The 16,069-nt window shown below is 63.9% G+C and carries 16 protein-coding genes; 11 read left to right on the top strand and 5 right to left on the bottom strand.

The window, feature by feature from the left end:
- The first annotated feature begins 11 nt into the window (after positions 1-11).
- On the top strand, positions 12-4,133 hold the full coding sequence (locus VUG52_RS13045; protein ID WP_050705692.1) for a CheR family methyltransferase: 4,122 nt from the start codon (positions 12-14) through the stop codon (positions 4,131-4,133).
- 46 nt (positions 4,134-4,179) lie between these two features.
- On the opposite strand, the gene VUG52_RS13040 is transcribed toward VUG52_RS13045, so the two are convergent.
- Genes VUG52_RS13040 through VUG52_RS13030 form a run of 3 tightly spaced genes read right to left on the bottom strand, consistent with a single transcriptional unit; the run spans position 4,180 to position 5,286 of the window.
- On the bottom strand, positions 4,180-4,731 hold the full coding sequence (locus VUG52_RS13040; RefSeq protein WP_050705691.1) for an ATP-dependent Clp protease proteolytic subunit: 552 nt from the start codon (positions 4,729-4,731) through the stop codon (positions 4,180-4,182).
- Between the two features lie 14 nt (positions 4,732-4,745).
- On the bottom strand, positions 4,746-5,141 hold the full coding sequence (locus VUG52_RS13035) for a low affinity iron permease family protein (RefSeq protein ID WP_050705690.1): 396 nt from the start codon (positions 5,139-5,141) through the stop codon (positions 4,746-4,748).
- 13 nt (positions 5,142-5,154) lie between these two features.
- Complete coding sequence (locus tag VUG52_RS13030) at positions 5,155-5,286, bottom strand: hypothetical protein (protein WP_256205991.1); 132 nt, start codon at positions 5,284-5,286, stop codon at positions 5,155-5,157.
- Positions 5,287-5,517: 231 nt separating this feature from the next.
- Between VUG52_RS13030 and VUG52_RS13025 the strand changes: the two genes are divergently transcribed.
- From VUG52_RS13025 to VUG52_RS12980, 10 genes are all read left to right on the top strand, one after another.
- Positions 5,518-5,814: a hypothetical protein gene (locus VUG52_RS13025; protein ID WP_082337741.1), complete on the top strand. Its 297-nt coding sequence runs from the start codon at positions 5,518-5,520 to the stop codon at positions 5,812-5,814.
- 108 nt (positions 5,815-5,922) lie between these two features.
- Positions 5,923-6,066: a hypothetical protein gene (locus VUG52_RS13020; RefSeq protein ID WP_156329633.1), complete on the top strand. Its 144-nt coding sequence runs from the start codon at positions 5,923-5,925 to the stop codon at positions 6,064-6,066.
- Between the two features lie 46 nt (positions 6,067-6,112).
- Complete coding sequence (locus VUG52_RS13015; RefSeq protein ID WP_050705688.1) at positions 6,113-6,652, top strand: type 1 glutamine amidotransferase domain-containing protein; 540 nt, start codon at positions 6,113-6,115, stop codon at positions 6,650-6,652.
- Positions 6,653-6,688: 36 nt separating this feature from the next.
- Positions 6,689-7,063: an NUDIX domain-containing protein gene (locus VUG52_RS13010; protein ID WP_050705687.1), complete on the top strand. Its 375-nt coding sequence runs from the start codon at positions 6,689-6,691 to the stop codon at positions 7,061-7,063.
- Between the two features lie 137 nt (positions 7,064-7,200).
- Entirely contained in the window at positions 7,201-8,118 is a 918-nt protein-coding gene (locus VUG52_RS13005; RefSeq protein WP_262952911.1) for a DUF72 domain-containing protein, read from the top strand.
- A complete protein-coding gene (locus tag VUG52_RS13000) occupies positions 8,115-8,888 on the top strand; it encodes an endonuclease/exonuclease/phosphatase family protein (RefSeq protein ID WP_262952912.1) in 774 nt (257 codons plus the stop codon). Before VUG52_RS13005 ends, VUG52_RS13000 begins: the two co-directional genes overlap by 4 nt.
- Positions 8,885-10,087, top strand: coding sequence for a cardiolipin synthase ClsB (gene clsB / locus VUG52_RS12995; RefSeq protein WP_050705684.1), 1,203 nt, complete (start codon positions 8,885-8,887; stop codon positions 10,085-10,087). Before VUG52_RS13000 ends, clsB begins: the two co-directional genes overlap by 4 nt.
- The gene (locus VUG52_RS12990; protein ID WP_050705683.1) at positions 10,087-11,046 is read left to right on the top strand and encodes a lysylphosphatidylglycerol synthase domain-containing protein; all 960 of its coding nucleotides are present in this window, start codon (positions 10,087-10,089) and stop codon (positions 11,044-11,046) included. The genes clsB and VUG52_RS12990 overlap by 1 nt, the downstream gene beginning before the upstream one ends.
- Before the next feature lie 27 nt (positions 11,047-11,073).
- Positions 11,074-11,502 carry a hypothetical protein gene (locus tag VUG52_RS12985; RefSeq protein ID WP_050705682.1) on the top strand — a complete coding sequence of 143 codons (429 nt, stop codon included), beginning with the start codon at positions 11,074-11,076 and terminating at the stop codon, positions 11,500-11,502.
- 17 nt (positions 11,503-11,519) lie between these two features.
- Positions 11,520-11,897: a Rho termination factor N-terminal domain-containing protein gene (locus tag VUG52_RS12980; protein ID WP_050705681.1), complete on the top strand. Its 378-nt coding sequence runs from the start codon at positions 11,520-11,522 to the stop codon at positions 11,895-11,897.
- Positions 11,898-12,866: 969 nt separating this feature from the next.
- On the opposite strand, the gene VUG52_RS12975 is transcribed toward VUG52_RS12980, so the two are convergent.
- Together VUG52_RS12975 and macA are read right to left on the bottom strand one after the other, a co-directional pair.
- Positions 12,867-14,870: a MacB family efflux pump subunit gene (locus tag VUG52_RS12975; RefSeq protein WP_331833072.1), complete on the bottom strand. Its 2,004-nt coding sequence runs from the start codon at positions 14,868-14,870 to the stop codon at positions 12,867-12,869.
- Positions 14,871-14,872: 2 nt separating this feature from the next.
- The gene (gene macA, locus VUG52_RS12970) at positions 14,873-16,027 is read right to left on the bottom strand and encodes a macrolide transporter subunit MacA (protein WP_331833071.1); all 1,155 of its coding nucleotides are present in this window, start codon (positions 16,025-16,027) and stop codon (positions 14,873-14,875) included.
- Positions 16,028-16,069: the final 42 nt, after the last annotated feature.

The raw sequence follows: 16,069 nt of genomic DNA, 5'->3' as shown, positions 1-16,069 counted from the left end.
AGGCTGATGCCATGAAGTCGTCCAGCAAATCGCCCCTCGCCTCGCCGCACAATCCGGCGCTCAGCCCCAGCCACCTGGATTTCCCTGTGGTCGGCCTCGGCGCCTCGGCCGGCGGCCTGGAGGCGATTCGCCGGTTCTTCCAGCACACTCCGGACGATTCCGGCATGGCGTTCGTCGTGGTGCTGCACCTGTCCCCGGACCATCAGAGCCAGGCCGACCGGATCATCCAGGCCGTCACCCGCATGCCGGTGCGCCAGGTCAGCGAGCCGGTACCGATCGAACGCAACCATGTCTATGTCATCTCACCGGCCAATCGCCTGTCGACCAACGACGGCTACCTGCGGGTCAGCCCGGCCAAGCGCAGTCGCGGTGATCATGTGGCCATCGACCTGTTCTTTCGCGACCTGGCCGACGTTCACAAGGATCATGCCTTCTGCGTGGTGCTCTCCGGTACGGGCAGCGACGGCGCCGTAGGCCTGTCGAGAATCAAGGAGCAAGGTGGTGTGACCCTGGTGCAGGCACCTGACGATGCCGAGTATCCCGATATGCCACGTGCGGCGTTGGCCACCGGCATGGTCGACCTGCTGCTGCCGGTGGATGAGATGCCCGCGCGCCTGGTCGAGTTGTGGCGCACGGCGCGCCAGGTGAAGCTGCCGGAAATCGAAGACGACAGCCTGCCGCCGCCACTGGGGGAGCGTGAGGGCGATCCGACGGCGAGCGACCCGTTGCTGGACGAGATCCTGCTGGTGCTGCAAGGCGAGACCGGGCACGACTTCAGCCATTACAAGCGCGCCACCGTACTGCGCCGCCTGGAGCGCCGCCTGCATGTGACCGGCCAGACAGACCTGGCCGGCTATCTCGACTTCCTGCAACGCCACCCTGAGGAATCGCGGGCGTTGCTGGCCGACATGCTGATCGGCGTGACCAACTTCTTCCGCGACCGCGAGGCGTTCGACGCGTTGCAGCGCCATGTGATGCCGGGCCTGGTCAGCAAGGATGCCAATGAAGAGTCCGCGCGCGAGGTACGTATCTGGTCGGCTGGCTGCTCCACTGGCGAGGAGGCCTATAGCCTGGCGATGCTGGTGACCGAGCAGTCGGCGGTGGAACAGCGCAGTGCCCAGGTGCAGGTATTCGCCACCGACCTCGACGAACGTGCCATCGGCATTGGCCGCGCCGGACGGTATCCGGACGCCATCGCCACCGATGTGTCGGCGGCGCGTCTGCGCCAGTTCTTCATCAAGGAGGACCAGCATTTCAGGGTGCGCAAGGAAATCCGGGAAAAGGTCCTGTTCGCCCGCCACAACCTTCTGTCCGATCCACCCTTCTCCCAACTCGACCTGATCGTCTGCCGCAACCTGCTGATCTACCTGGACCGCGATGTGCAGCGCGAAATCCTGCGCCTGTTCCATTTCGCCCTGCGTCCTGGTGGCCATCTGTTTCTGGGCAGCTCCGAGTCGACCGACCTTGCCGCCGACCTGTTTGTCGCCGTGGACAAACGCAATCGTATCTTCCGCGCCCGGGAGGTGCAGACCACCAGCCATCCGGCGCGCCTGCAGGCCCCGGAACCTGTGCTCGCGTCTCCTGCCCGCGCGCGCAGCAGTCGCCGCTTGTCCTACGCCGAGATTCATCACCGCGCTCTCGCCCGCTGCACGCCGCCCAGCCTGGTGGTCGATACCGAGGGCAATATCCTGCACATGAGCGAAGGCGTCGGACGTTTCCTGCGTCACGCAGGTGGCGAGCTCAGCCACAACCTGCTCAGCCTCGTCATCGCGCCGTTGCGACCTGCCCTGCGCAGCACCTTGCTGCAGGCACAAGGCAGCGGCCAGGCGGTAACATCGCGCAGGGTCGCGGTCAGCCTCGACGAACACCCCACCTCCGTACAGATCCTGATCCAGCCGCACCAGGATGACCCCAGTGGCACCGACTGCCTGCTGGTGATATTCCAGTGCGTCGAAACCGACAGCAACACCGGCCCCGCCGTCGAGCAGAGCGAAGGCATGCTGCTGACCAACCTGGAGCGCGAACTGCATCGCACGCGCCTGCAACTGCAGGAAACCATCGAGCAATCGGAGTTTTCCAGCCAGGAACTGACCGCCTCCAACGAGGAAATGCAGGCGATCAACGAGGAGCTGCGCTCGGCCAGCGAGGAACTGGAAACCAGCAAGGAGGAACTGCAGTCGATCAACGAAGAGCTGCTGACGGTCAACTACGAGCTGAAGACCAAGGTCGAGGAAACCGACAAGGTCAATGACTACCTGAGCAACCTGATCGCCTCGACCGACATCGCCACGGTGTTCGTCGACCGCAACCTGTGCATCCGCTGGTTCACCCCCCGGGCCACCGACATCTTCAGCATGTTGCCGGTGGACACCGGGCGTTCGTTGCTCGACATCACCCATCGCCTCGACTACCCCGGCCTGGCCGACGACGCCCGGGCGGTAGTCGAGCGCGAGACCACCATCGAACGCGAGGTGGTCGGCCACAACCAGCACTGGTACCTGGCCCGCCTGCTGCCCTACCGGGCCAGCGAGCGCAACGTCGACGGCACCGTGCTGACCTTCATCGACATCAGCCAGAGCCGCGCCGCGGAGGAACGCCTGCGCCAGGGCGAGGAGCGCATGCGCCTGGTGGCGGAGAGCACCCACGACTTCGCCATCATCCTGCTTGACGAACAAGGCCTGATCACCGACTGGAACACCGGTGCCGCGCTGATTTTCGGCTATGGCAAGGATGAGGTCCTTGGCCACCATTACAAACTGATCTTTACCGAGCAGGACCAGGCCAGCGGTGTACCCGAGCGCGAACTGCGCAGCGCCCGCCTCCATGGCCGCGGCCAGGACGAGCGCTGGCACGTGCGCAAGGATGGCAGCCGCTTCTACTGCAGCGGCGAGGTATCGCGGCTCAAGGGCAGCAGCCTGCGGGGCTACGTCAAGATCGCTCGCGACCTCACCGGCCACAAGCGCCTGCACGACGAGCAGAGCAAGCAACTGGCCGAGTCGCAAAGCAGCAGCCACATGAAGGACGAATTCTTCGCCGTCATGTCCCACGAACTCAAGCATCCGCTGAACCTGATCCAGCTCAACGCCGAGATCCTGCGCCGGTCGCCCTCGGTGAAAGCCGCCAGTACCGCCAGCAAGGCTGCCGCAATCATCTGCGACGCAGTGTCCAGTCAGGCGCGGATCATCGATGACCTGCTCGATGTCGCCCGTATCCGCACCGGCAAGCTCAAGCTCAAGACCCAGGTGATCGACCTGTGCGCGGTGTTGCAGGGTATCCATGCCGTGGTACTCAACGAACAGCATCCTTGCGCCGTGCGCCTGGCACTGCCGGCGGATGGCGCACCTGTCCACATCGAGGCCGATGGCACGCGGCTCGAGCAGATCGTCTGGAATCTGCTGAACAACGCATTGAAATTCAGCCCTGCGGGCAGCGAGATCCGCGTAGTGCTGAGCAGAAGGGACACCCAGGCCCGCCTGGAGGTAATCGACCAAGGCGTCGGCCTGACCGAGGAGAGCCTGGAGCGCGTTTTCGACCTGTTCACCCAGGCCGGCCCGCAGCTGTCCGGCAACCACCGCGACGGCCTGGGTATCGGCCTGTCACTGGTGCGCCAGCTGGTCGAGGCTCATGGCGGGACAGTGGCGGCGTATTCCCCGGGGCTTGGTTGCGGCACGACCTTCACGGTCTGCCTGCCACTGTGCGCGCCCGGGCGCCAGGCTCCGTCGGAGTCGCCCGAACAGACCAGCGACGGCCGCCTGGACGGTATCAAGGTGCTGCTGGTGGACGACTCGGTGGAAATTCTCGAGGTCATGCAGCAGTTGCTGGAGATGGAAAACGCGGAAGTCGAGGCCTACAGCGACCCGCAAGCGGCACTCGAGGCCGCCGCCAGCGGGCGCTACGATATCATCCTGTCCGATATCGGCATGCCGGTAATGGACGGCCACGCCCTGATCAAGGCGCTGCGTGGCCTGGAACACCTGCGCTATACACCGGCCATTGCCCTGACCGGGTATGGCGCCAGCGCCGACCAGTACCGCTCGCGCCAGTCAGGTTTCGACCGCCACCTCAGTAAACCGGTGGGCTACGACGAATTGGTCGACGCCATAGAGACACTGTGCGGGTCGGTGCCCTATTGAGCCAGCACAGCGCCATCAACGCTGATTCCACTGGCACCTGCCCCACTCACGCATGCACGCTCCATTGCACCGCATCCGCAGCGATGGGCATTTCGTCGATGGCATGGATCATTCCGCTGGCCAGCGCCTCCTGCGGCGCCAGGATCCGCGGATAGGCCATCAGGTAGCGCGGCACGTCGAGCACGTCGCTGGCGCCTTCGGTGCGCTCGGCGACGATCTGCGCATACAGGCGCAGGTCGTAGTCCAGGCTCATGGCGTACTCGGCCATGCGCGCATGGTCCACCGAACCGTGCAAGGTCCAATGGAAGGGATGGAACAGGAACTTGCTGCAGGCACAGGCCGTACGATGAACGCCGGCCAGGAACAGGATGTTGCCCATCGACTCGACCGTGCCCAGGTTGTGGGTATGCACCGGCACCGGGAAGGCGCGCAGGAAGTTGTACAGGGTGAAGCCGTAGCTGCATTCGCCGCCCATGGTGGCGATGTTCAGCTGCAATACCTCGGCCCCCTGCTGCAGGGCCTTGGAGCAGGTATTGATCAGGTTGCCGCAGGTCGCGGAGTTGATCGGGCCGGTGTAGTGGATGATGTGTCTGGCCATGTCGTCCTCCAGGGTCAGTCAGGCGTGTTCTTTTCCCCAGCGTCACTGCCCGGCGTCGCCGGGGCGTGCTCGCCCATCTGCTGGTAATGCTTGCGCAGCGCATGCAGTTCGGCCGGCCCCATGTCCTCGAGGTCGAGCAGTGCCTTGTGCGCCCGCTTGGTGGTGCGCAGCAGCTCGTCGATCTTGATGTGCAACTCATCGTTGTCGCGGTTCTGGGTGTTCTGGATCAGGAACACCATCAGGAAAGTGATGATCGTGGTCGAGGTGTTGATCACCAGTTGCCAGGTGTCGTTGAAGTGGAACAACGGCCCGCTGACGCCCCAGGCGATGATCAGCATCAATGCGATGGCGAAGGTCACCGGGCGTCCACTGTGGTTGGCCAGCCATTGGGCAAACCGGTCGAATTTCATGGCTGGATCTCCTTCAGGCCGGTTGCCCGGTTTCGTCAGGCAGGCCTTCGATATCCGGGTCGTCCGGTTGCACCTCCGGCTCGTCCTCCTCCGGTTGCACCGGGGGTTCCGGTTGATCGTCGTCGAAATCGTCGTCGCTGTTCATGGCTCACCTCGGTTTACGCGCCGCCATGCGGTGGAGGCTCGCAAGGCGCGCAAAGTTCCAGTTTTTCTCCCAGACCACGACCTGTACGGCGGTTGTTCACCCGCTAAATATTTGCCTCGCGGTCCTTCAGGCAACTGGTCCGAAAAACCGAGAATATTTGCAGTGCGATGACTGAACACCCAGTCACAACTGAACACAGACCTTCCTGTGTTCGACCAGAGGTAAGCCATCATGGCTGACAATCAAGACAAGGGCGGCGACCGCAACGCCGACAACAACATGGGCAACGCCGGCCAGCAAGGGGGCCACGGCTCGGCAGGCGACATGACCGACCGGCAGAAAGGCGGGCAGCAAGGCGGGCAGCGGCCTGAGGACAAGACCGACAAGGATTGGGCGCAGTCCCAGGATACCGGGCGACAAGGCGGGCAATCGGTGGAACAGCCTGATGACAGGGAGAACCTTACCGACCCTGGAAAAGTTGGGGGTCAACAACGCGACCAAGACCAGGGCATGGACAAGGAACGCTGATTTCACTGGGGTCCACCCAGGGCGACAGCGTTCGCCCTGGGGATCGTATTGACAATCCCGGTACTGGCGGTATGCAAGGCCGAAAATTCTCTGACGAGGTATTAGCCCATGATCGACCCCAATCATCCAGACCCTTACGTCGATGAAGTACCGCACGATCCCGGCGAAAAGGTACCACCGCCCGATCCGGAACATGAGGCGCCCGACTGGCCGGAAGGCCAGGTGCCACCCGAGGAGCAATCCGACGGATGACAAAGTCCTTCGCTTGCGCAGGCTCATCGAAAACGGAGATCGAACAATGACAGCTCAATTGAATGGCAAGCGTGTGGCCTTCCTGGTCACTGATGGCTTCGAACAGGTGGAGCTGACAGGCCCTCGCGAAGCTCTCGAAACCAATGGGGCGATAGTCGACATTCTGAGTGACAAGGAAGGCACCGTTCGCGGCTGGCATCACGACAAGCCTGCCGACGAGTTTGCAGTGGACGCCACCTTCGAGAGCGCCCACCTTGATCTGTACGACGCCATTGTGCTGCCGGGTGGCGTACAGAACGCCGATACCATTCGCCTGATACCCGCGGCTCAGAAACTGGTGAAAAGCCACAACTCGGCAGGCAGACCGCTGGCGGTGATTTGTCACGGTGCCTGGCTGCTGGTGTCGAGTGATCTGGCCAAAGGCAGGCGGCTGACCAGCTACAAGACATTGCAGGATGATATTCGCAACGCCGGTGGCAACTGGGTAGATGAAGAAGTGGTGGTGGACGGCAACCTGATCACCAGCCGCAAGCCAGACGATATCCCGGCTTTCAACGAGCAGTTGATCAAGGCACTGGCGGGTTGAGTGCTGTCGATTCACCACTTGCCCCCAGGAGGCCTCATGAGTGAACCCCGAGAGTTGCATTCAACCGTCATTTGCACGCAGGAGGGAAAGATCCTGTTCGTGCGCAAAGAGGCGCCAGAGTGGTCTTTGCCCGGCGGCAAGCTCGAACCGGGCGAACAACCACTCGAGGCGGCCCGTCGGGAACTGCGGGAGGAGACAAGCCTGACGCTGCGAAACGCTCGGCACCTTGGCCATCACGCCTATGCGATGGAAGAACATTACCTTTACCGGATGCCTGTCGAGCGTTCAGAGGTACCGCGCGCATCCGGGGAGATAGTCGAATGCCGCTGGTTCACACCCGTCGAGTTGGTTCATGTGACGGTGAAGCCTACCAACCTGGACCTGCTCAAGCGGGCAGGACAAATTTGCTAGGAAGTTACTCATAGGCGCAGACAGAAACTCCGAGCTCGACCCAGGGCTTTCCCACCAGCGCCACTCGTCAATCGTGCTGAACCCTCTCACCCCACTACCAGTCGCTACTGATAAGTACACGAACGCAGGGGGCTCTCGTGAGCGAGATCCGCATTGGTATTTCCGGTTGGCGTTATGGCCCATGGCGCAAGGACTTCTACCCCAAGGGACTGCGCCAGGACGACGAGCTGGCGTTCGCCTCGCGGGCGGTCAACAGCATAGAGATCAATGGCTCGTTCTACGCGCTGCAGACACCGGAGCGCTATGGTCATTGGCGTGACCAGACACCGCAGGGTTTCGTGTTCTCGGTCAAGGCTCCGCGTTACATCACCCATGTGCGCAGGCTTCGCGAGATCGATGAAGCGCTAGCCAACTTTTTCGCATCGGGCCCATTGCTGCTGGGCGACAAGCTGGGGCCATTTCTCTGGCAGTTTCCGCCGAACCTGAAGTTCGACGCGCAACGCTTCAGCGACTTCCTGGCCAAGCTGCCGCGTGACCGCAACGCTGCCCGCCTCCTCGCTCGCCAGGCGGCCGAGCGCCTGCAAGGCAACGGCGGCACTGCCATCCGAGGTAACGCACGCCTGCGCCACGCCGTGGAGATTCGCCACCCCAGCTTCCTCTGTGACACCTTCATCAGCCTGCTGCGCAAGCACAAGATTGCCTTGGTGGTCGCTGACAGCGCGGGCAAATGGCCTTATGTCGAGGAGGTCACGGCCGATTTCGTGTACCTGCGCCTGCATGGCGATGTCGAGCTCTATAGCAGCGGCTACACCGCCAACGCATTACGCCGCTGGCGCCTGCGCATCCAGGCCTGGGCTGCCGGCGGCCAGCCGGAGGATGCCCAGCGCGTGGTAGGCCGCGCCCCGGCAAAACGCGCCTCTCGTGACGTGTACTGCTACTTCGACAACGACCAGAAAGTGCATGCCCCCTACGATGCCCGCCGCCTGCTGGCCAAGCTCGGCCTTGACGGCGAGCTGGTGACCGAGCCTGGCGTCGAGCCGCAGGAGCCGCTATGAACGGGACCCTGCCTGCTCCCCGCTGCATCATCGACAAGGTGACCGCCGTGCACCGCCTGACGGTGCTGACCCTCAACGTGCACAAGGGCTTCACCCTGTTCAACCGCCGCTTCATCCTGCCGGAGCTGCGCGAGGCGGTGCGCGCCACCGGGGCCGACCTGGTGTTCCTGCAGGAGGTGCACGGCAGCCACCAGCGGCATGCCGAACGCCATCCGACCTGGCCGACGGCACCTCAGTACGAATTCCTCGCCGACAGCATGTGGCCGCAATTCGCCTACGGGCGCAACGCGGTCTATCCCCATGGCGACCATGGCAACGCCCTGCTGTCCAAGTTTCCGATCCGCGCCCACGACAACCTCGACGTCACGATCCACGGCAACGAGGAGCGCGGTCTATTGCACTGCCTCCTCGAAGTGCCCGGCCATGAGCAGGTACACGCGATCTGCGTGCACCTGGGGCTGCGCGAAGACCATCGTCAGCGCCAGGTCGGCCTGCTGCTGGCGTTGCTCGACAGCCTGCCGCCGGACGAGCCGGTCATCGTCGCCGGCGACTTCAACGACTGGCGCCTGAAAGCCGATGCGCGGCTGTCGGGACATCTGCGCGAAGCCTTTGGCAAGCCGGCGCGCAGCTTTCCCGCGCGCCTGCCGCTGCTACGCCTGGACCGCATCTACCTGCGCAATGCACAAGCCTGCCAGGCACGGGTGTTGTCCCGGTACCCGTGGTCACACCTCTCCGACCATGCCCCGCTGGTGGCGCAGGTGACGCTATGAAGCAGTCCTGGAGCGACGGCAACCGTGTCGAACTGTTGATCAACGGCGAGCAGTACTACCCGCGCGTGTTCGAGGCCATGGCCCAGGCACAGGTGGAGATCCTCCTGGAGACCTTCATCATCTACGACGACAAGGTCGGCCAACCCTTGCGCCAGGCCCTGATCGACGCCGCGCGGCGCGGGGTGCGGGTCGAAGTGGCAGTGGACGGCTACGGCACTGCGGACCTGCCCGACGATTTCATCGCCTCGATGACCGAGGCCGGGGTGCGCTTCCATTCGTTCGATCCGCAACCCCGGCTGGCCGGCATGCGCACCAACTTGTTCCGCCGTCTGCACCGCAAGATCCTGGTGATCGACGGGCAGCGCGCGTTCATCGGCGGCATCAACTACAGCGCCGACCACCTCGGCGATTTCGGTCCGCAGGCCAAGCAGGACTACGCCGTGGAGGTCGTCGGCCCGGTGGTGGCCCAGGTGCACGCTTCCTCGTGCCGTATGCTCGCAGCGGTGCTGGACGCCGCCAGCCAGGTCCAGCCGACCTGCACCACCGCAGGCACGGCCAGCGCCGTGCTGGTGGAACGCGACAACGGGCGCCATCGCAACGATATCGAGGTCTGCTACCTGCAGGTCTTCCGTGAAGCCAGGCAACGTATCATCGTGGCCAACGCCTACTTCTTCCCTGGCTATCGCCTGCTGCGTGAACTGCGCAACGCCGCCCGGCGGGGGGTGGAAGTGACCCTGATCCTCCAGGGGCAACCAGACATGCGCTGGGTACGCGCGCTCTCGCGACTGCTCTACAACTACCTGCTGCGCGACGACGTGCGCATCCACGAGTACTGCCAGCGCCCGCTGCACGGCAAGGTGGCGTTGGTGGACGACGATTGGTCCACCGTGGGCTCGAGCAATCTCGACCCGCTGAGCCTGTCGTTCAACCTCGAGGCCAATCTTCTGATCCGCGACCGTGGGTTCAACGATGTGCTCTACCAACACTTGAGCGAACTCACCCGCGAACACTGCAAGGCCGTGACGCTCGAACGCATGGTGCGTGGCTACTGGTGGCGCGCACCCTTGATCTTCCTGGGCTTCCATATCACCCGCTATTTCCCGCGTATCGCCGGCTGGTTCCCGGCGCACCGGCAACGCCTGCAGTCGTTGCAAGCCGACAGCGAGGCCCCGGCCGGCTACCACGGGGGCAAGACCTGATGGCCACGCCACGCTGGAAGACCTGGGGCAAACGCCTGCTGACCGTGCTGTTCCTGGTGCTTATCCCGGTGCTGCTGTTCACCCTGGCGCGTAACCTGGACTGGAACGAAGTGCGCCAGTCGCTGCTGGCCTACCGACCCTCGACCCTGGCCCTGGGGTTGCTGCTGGCCCTGTGCAGCTACCTGGTGTTCGCCAGCTACGACCTGCTCGCCCGCGCCTACACCGGCCATCGCCTGCCGGCCCGCCAGGTGCTGCCGGTGGCGTTCGTCTGCTATGCGTTCAACCTCAACTTCACCACTTGGGTCGGTGGCGTGGCCCTGCGTTATCGCCTGTACGGCAGGCTGGGGCTCGATACGCCAACCATCACCCGCATCCTCACCCTGGGCCTGTTGACCAACTGGATGGGCTACCTGCTGTTGGCCGGCACGGTTTTCGCCTTGGGCTTGGTCAAGCTGCCGGATAGCTGGGCGGTGGGCGCCGGCGGCCTGCGTCTGATCGGCGTGCTGATGGTGGCGGTCGCGTTGGCTTACCTGTTCGCCTGTGCCTTCGCCAAGCGACGAACGTGGGACCTGCGCGGGCACGAAGTCACCCTGCCGAGCCTGCGCCTGGCGTTGTGCCAGGTGGCCCTGGGAGCCAGCAACTGGGCGCTGATGGCGGCGCTGATCCACCTGCTGCTGCCACCGGAACTGTTCTATCCCTCGGTGCTGGGGGTATTGCTGATCAGTTGCGTGGCGGGCGTGGTCGCGCATATTCCCGCCGGGCTCGGCGTGCTGGAGGCCGTGTTCCTCGCCCTGCTCCACGGCCAGCTCGGCCAGGGCACGCTGGTCGCCGCGCTGCTGGGTTATCGAACCTTGTACTACCTGATTCCGCTGCTGTTGGCGGTGGTCACCTACCTGATCCTCGAGAAGCGTGCCAAGGCCTTGCGCCGACAGGCCGGGCCGGCCCTCGACAAGCGCTGATGGGCCGTCGGGCCCGGGAGGTACATCATGCGGTTCATTCTGTGTATGGCACTGCTGGGCACCTTGGCCAGCGGGCAGGTGCTGGCCGAAGGCTGCGATGTGGTCACCCGCTCATCCAGCGAGGCGGTCAAGCCGGTGCAGCAGCACACCTGCTACAGCTACGGCAACATGCCGGCCGAAGCGATCGCCTGGTCGTGCAGCAGCGAAAGCAAGGAAATGCTCAACAGCCAGAAACGCAGGGTCGAGCGCTGCGCCGACGGCAGCGTCGGCAGCTGCATCGCGCCGCTGACCCAGGAGACCCTGGCCAACCCCGATGCCGCAGGGCGTGACGAGCCCTCCACCCGTCCAGCCGTGCCGAAGGATGCGCGGATCATCACCTACTACTACGACACCCCGAGCCTGGGCCAGGCGCGCAGCGATTGCGAGCGCAACAACGGGGTCTGGCAGACTCACTGACGCAGAGGAGAACGACCATGCCACGTGGAGACAAAGACAAGTACACCGACAAGCAGAAACGCAAGGCCGAGCATATCGAGCAGAGCTACGAGGACAAGGGCGTGTCCAAGGACGAGGCCGAAGCCCGCGCCTGGGCCACCGTAAACAAACAGTCCGGGGGCGGCGAGCGCAAAGGCGGTTCCGGGCAGAAGAAAAGCCCGGCGGCCAAGGCCGAGGCGCGGGCTTCATCGGCTCGGCGCGCGGTGGCGACCAAGCACGGCGTGCCTCGCCCCGGACAGCGGCTGGAGGACATGACCAAGGCCGAACTGATGGACCGTGCGCGCAAGCGGCACATTGCCGGGCGCTCGACCATGCGCAAGGGAGAATTGATCGAGGCCTTACGCAAGGTGGCTTGAGACGCGTCGGCGTCCCTACGAGGCAAGCTCGGCGCAGTGCCGTTGCCGTTGCCGTTGCCGTTGCCGTTGCCGTTGCCGTTGCCGTTGCCGTTGCCGTTGCCGATCAGGAGTCTAGCGCCGTAGCCCGCTAGCGACAGCTGCGTCTGTCCAGGCGCCGCCCGTAACTTCGCGACTTCAGGAGGCCGAACGCAGGCCTTGCGCAGGGAGGTGACGGGCATGGATGCCCGTCAAGCGCTGCGCCCCAGGATGGGGCGTTCAGCGCGGTCCTCCCGGGAGCAAGGCCGGAGTGAGGGGACCCGGAGCGAAGCGGAGGGCCGGATGAATGGAGCGAGGATTTTTTGGTTCCTTTTTGATCCTTCAAAAAGGAACTCGCCGTAAGGGCGAAAAGGTGACTATGCGTCGACATCGCAAATGAATTCGCTTACAACTATTAAAACCAGCACTGACCGACTTTGACTTTGACTTTGACTTTGACTTTGACTTTGACTTTGACTTTGACTTTGACTTTTAGAGCATGTGTTTTGAAAGCTATATGCGCATTCATTTGCGATGGTGACGCGAAGTCACCTTTCCGCCCTTACGGCGGGTCCCTTTTTGAAGGATCAAAAAGGAACCAAAAAATCCTCGCTCCATTCATCCGGCCCCTACGCTTCGCTTCGGGGTTCCCTCGCTCCGTTCTTGCTCCCGGGAGGACCGCGCTGAACGCCCCATCCTGGGGCGCAGCGCTTGACGGGCATCCATGCCCGTCACCTCCCTCCGCAAGAACTCCGCTCGGCCTCCTGAAGTCGCAATTGGCGGCGCCTGGACTATCGCGTACTTAGAAGCAAGAGCAAGAGCAAGAGCAAGAGCAAGAGCAAGAGCAAGAGCAAGAGCAAGAGCAAGAGCAAGTACAATGGCAATGGCAATGGCAATGGCAATGGCAATGGCAATGGCAATGTATGCATATGCAACCACAATGACCAAAATATACTAATCCCGCGCCAGCGCCTCAATAGGATCCAAGCGCGCCGCATTTCGAGCCGGTACAAACCCGAACACAATCCCGATCAACGTAGAACATACAAACGCCGTAACAACCGACCCCAGCGAAAACACCATCTCCCACTGCTTCACGAACAACGCAAACAAATACCCGATCCCATAGGACAACCCAATCCCGATCACCCCGCCAATCAGACAGACCATCACCGCCTCCACCAGAAACTGCTGGCGGATGTCGGACTGCCGTGCCCCCACCGCCATGCGAATGCCAATCTCCCGGGTCCGCTCGGTGACCGACACCAGCATGATGTTCATCACCCCGATCCCCCCCACCACCAGCGAAATCACCGCGATCAGCGACAGCAGCAGGGTCAGCGAGCGGCTGGTCTTCTGCACGGTCTGCATGATGCTGTCGAGGTTGTTGGTGAAGAAGTCCTTGGTACCATGGCGCTGCAGCATCAGCTTGTTGACCTCCTCCTCGACCCGCTTGCTCGGCATGCCATCCTTGATCCGCACGCTGATGCTGTCCAGGTGGCGCTGGCCGAGCACGCGCCCGGCGGCGGTCTCGTAGGGCATCCACACGTTCAGGGTGTTGCCGGCGACGAACAGGTTCTTGTTCTCGGCGGTCACGCCGATCACCGTGCACGGCAGCTTGCCGACCAGGATCACCTGCCCCAGCGGATTGACCCCGTCGCCGAACAGGCGCTTGCGCGTGTTGTGGTCGATCACCACCACCTGCGCCTGGCGCCGGGCGTCGTCGGCGCTGAACACGATCCCCGAGGCCAGCGGAATGTTGCGCACCTGGAAATACTGCTCGCTGACGCCGTTGAGCTGCACGTCAGCGTCGATGTTGCGGTAGCGCACCAGCGAGCTCTGGCCGATCACCGGGGTGGCGCTGTCGACGTAGTAGAGCTCGTTGAGCGCCGTCACATCCGCCGGCATCAAGGTCTCGATGGCCTTGGCCCGGCTGTCGCCGAAACTGGTGCCTGAATAGATGTCGATGGTGTTGCTCCCGATCGCCTGGATGTCCTTGAGCACGTAACCCTTGGCGCCCTCGCCGATGGCCGAGATCGACACCACCGAGGTGATGCCGATGATGATCCCGAGCATGGTCAGCAAGGTGCGCATGCGGTGCGAGACCAGGGCGATCCAGGCCATCTTGAAGGCCTCGCGGAACAGCCCCAGGCTGGCCACCAGCCGCCGCGGTGCCTGCTCGACAGCCGGCGCGGCCTCGGCGGCCGGCGCGGGCGCCTCGGGCCGGGTGCGGCGGTCGCTGACGATCTGACCGTCGCTGACCTCGATGATCCGCTCGGCATGGGCGGCGACCTTGGGGTCGTGGGTCACCAGGATTACCGTGTGCCCGGCAGCGTGCAGCTCCAGCAGGATGTTCATCACCTCCTTGCCGCTGGCGGTGTCGAGGGCGCCGGTGGGTTCGTCGGCGAGGATCACCTCGCCGCCGTTCATCAACGCCCGGCAGATGCTCACCCGCTGCTGCTGGCCGCCGGACAGCTGGCTCGGCCGGTGGGCCAGATGGGTGCCCAGGCCCAAACGGCCCAGCAGTTCACGGGCTCGGGCATGGCGTCCGGCCTGGGGCACGCCGGCATACACCGCTGGGATTTCCACGTTGCGCAGGGCATCCAGGTGCGGCAACAGGTGATAGCGCTGGAAGATGAAGCCGAAATGGTCGCGGCGCAGCGCGGCCAGGGCGTCGTCGTCCAGGTCGCGGGTTTCCTGGCCACTGACCTGGTAGCTGCCGGCGCTGGCATGGTCCAGGCAGCCGAGGATGTTCATCAAGGTCGACTTGCCCGAGCCCGAGGCGCCGATGATCGCCACCAGCTCACCGGCATGAATCTGCAGGTCGATGCCCTTGAGCGCCAGGAACTCACGGTCGCCGGCCATGAAGCTGCGGCTGACCCCTTGCAGGCGCAGCAACGGCTGTTGCTGGTCAGCAGGCCGCGTCAGGTGCGGTGAAAGCTCGACGGTCATGTTCATGCTCACGCCCCCGCCTCGCCCGACACCGGCTCGCCGATCACCACCCGATCGCCTTCGGCCAGGCCATCCTTGACCTGGACCTTGACGTTGTTGTTGATCCCCGCCTGGACCTTGCGTACCTGGGCGAAGCCCTTGGCGTCGATCACCCGCACCGGGAAGCTGCCGTCGGCATCGCGCGGCCCCAGCGCCGCCACCGGCACGGTGAGCACGCCCTGGGCGGTGTCGAGGACGATGCGCACCTGGGCGGTCATCGAGATGCGCAGGCGGTGCTCGGGGTTGGGTACCTCGAACAGTGCGTTGTAGAACACCGCGCTGGCCTGCTTGGCCGCGCCGCTGTTCTTGTCGCTGCTTTCCAGGTAGTTCTGCGGCGCCGGCTCCGTGCCGCGCAGCTTGGCGTAGTAGCGCTGGTCGTCGCCGAGGATGGTGAAGTACACCTGCTGGCCAGGGCTGATATGGATCACGTCGGCCTCGGACACCTGGGCCTTGATGGTCATGGTGTCAAGGTCGGCCAGCTTGAGGATCACCGGCGCCAACTGGTTGGAGATCACCGTCTGGCCTTCCTGGGTGACGATGCCCACCACATGGCCATTGATCGGCGCGACGATGCGGGTGTAGCCGAGGTTGACCCTGGCGGTGTCGATCTGCACCCGGGCGCTCTTGATCTGCGCGTCCAGCGAGCGCAGGTTGGCCTGCTGCACCTCGAACTCGGACTCGGCGCTCTCGAAGTCCTGGCGCGAGATCGACTCGTCGTCCTGCAGCACCTCGTAACGTTCATAGACCCGCTTGGCCTGCTTGAGCTTGGCCTGCACCGAGCGCCGCTCGGCCTGCAGCTTCTCCTCATCGACCTCGGCCTGGCGCAGGGTGTTCTGCGGCACCAGCGGGTCGATCTCGGCCAGCCACTGGCCCTCGCTGACCTTGTCACCGAGCTTGACCTTCAGCGACTTGAGCTGCCCGGAAACCTGGGCACCGACGTCCACCTGACGGATACCCTCCAGGGTGCCGGTGGCCAGCACCGCGTTCTCGATGTCGCCACGCTCGACCGTGGCGGTGATGTACTGCGGCGGCTTGGCCGGGGCCTTCACCGCGTACAGCACGATGCCGGCGACCAGAGCCGCGGCGACCCCAAAGGTGATCTTGCGAAACTTCGTCTTTTCCATAAAACCGTTCTTCCAGAATCCGATGAGGTCCCGTAGGCGCAG

This window comes from Pseudomonas sp. LH21 (genome assembly GCF_036549575.1).
Lineage (GTDB): Bacteria > Pseudomonadota > Gammaproteobacteria > Pseudomonadales > Pseudomonadaceae > Aquipseudomonas > Aquipseudomonas peradeniyensis.
Note: the sequence above shows the minus strand (reverse complement) of the source record. Positions and strands in the feature narration are given on the sequence as shown.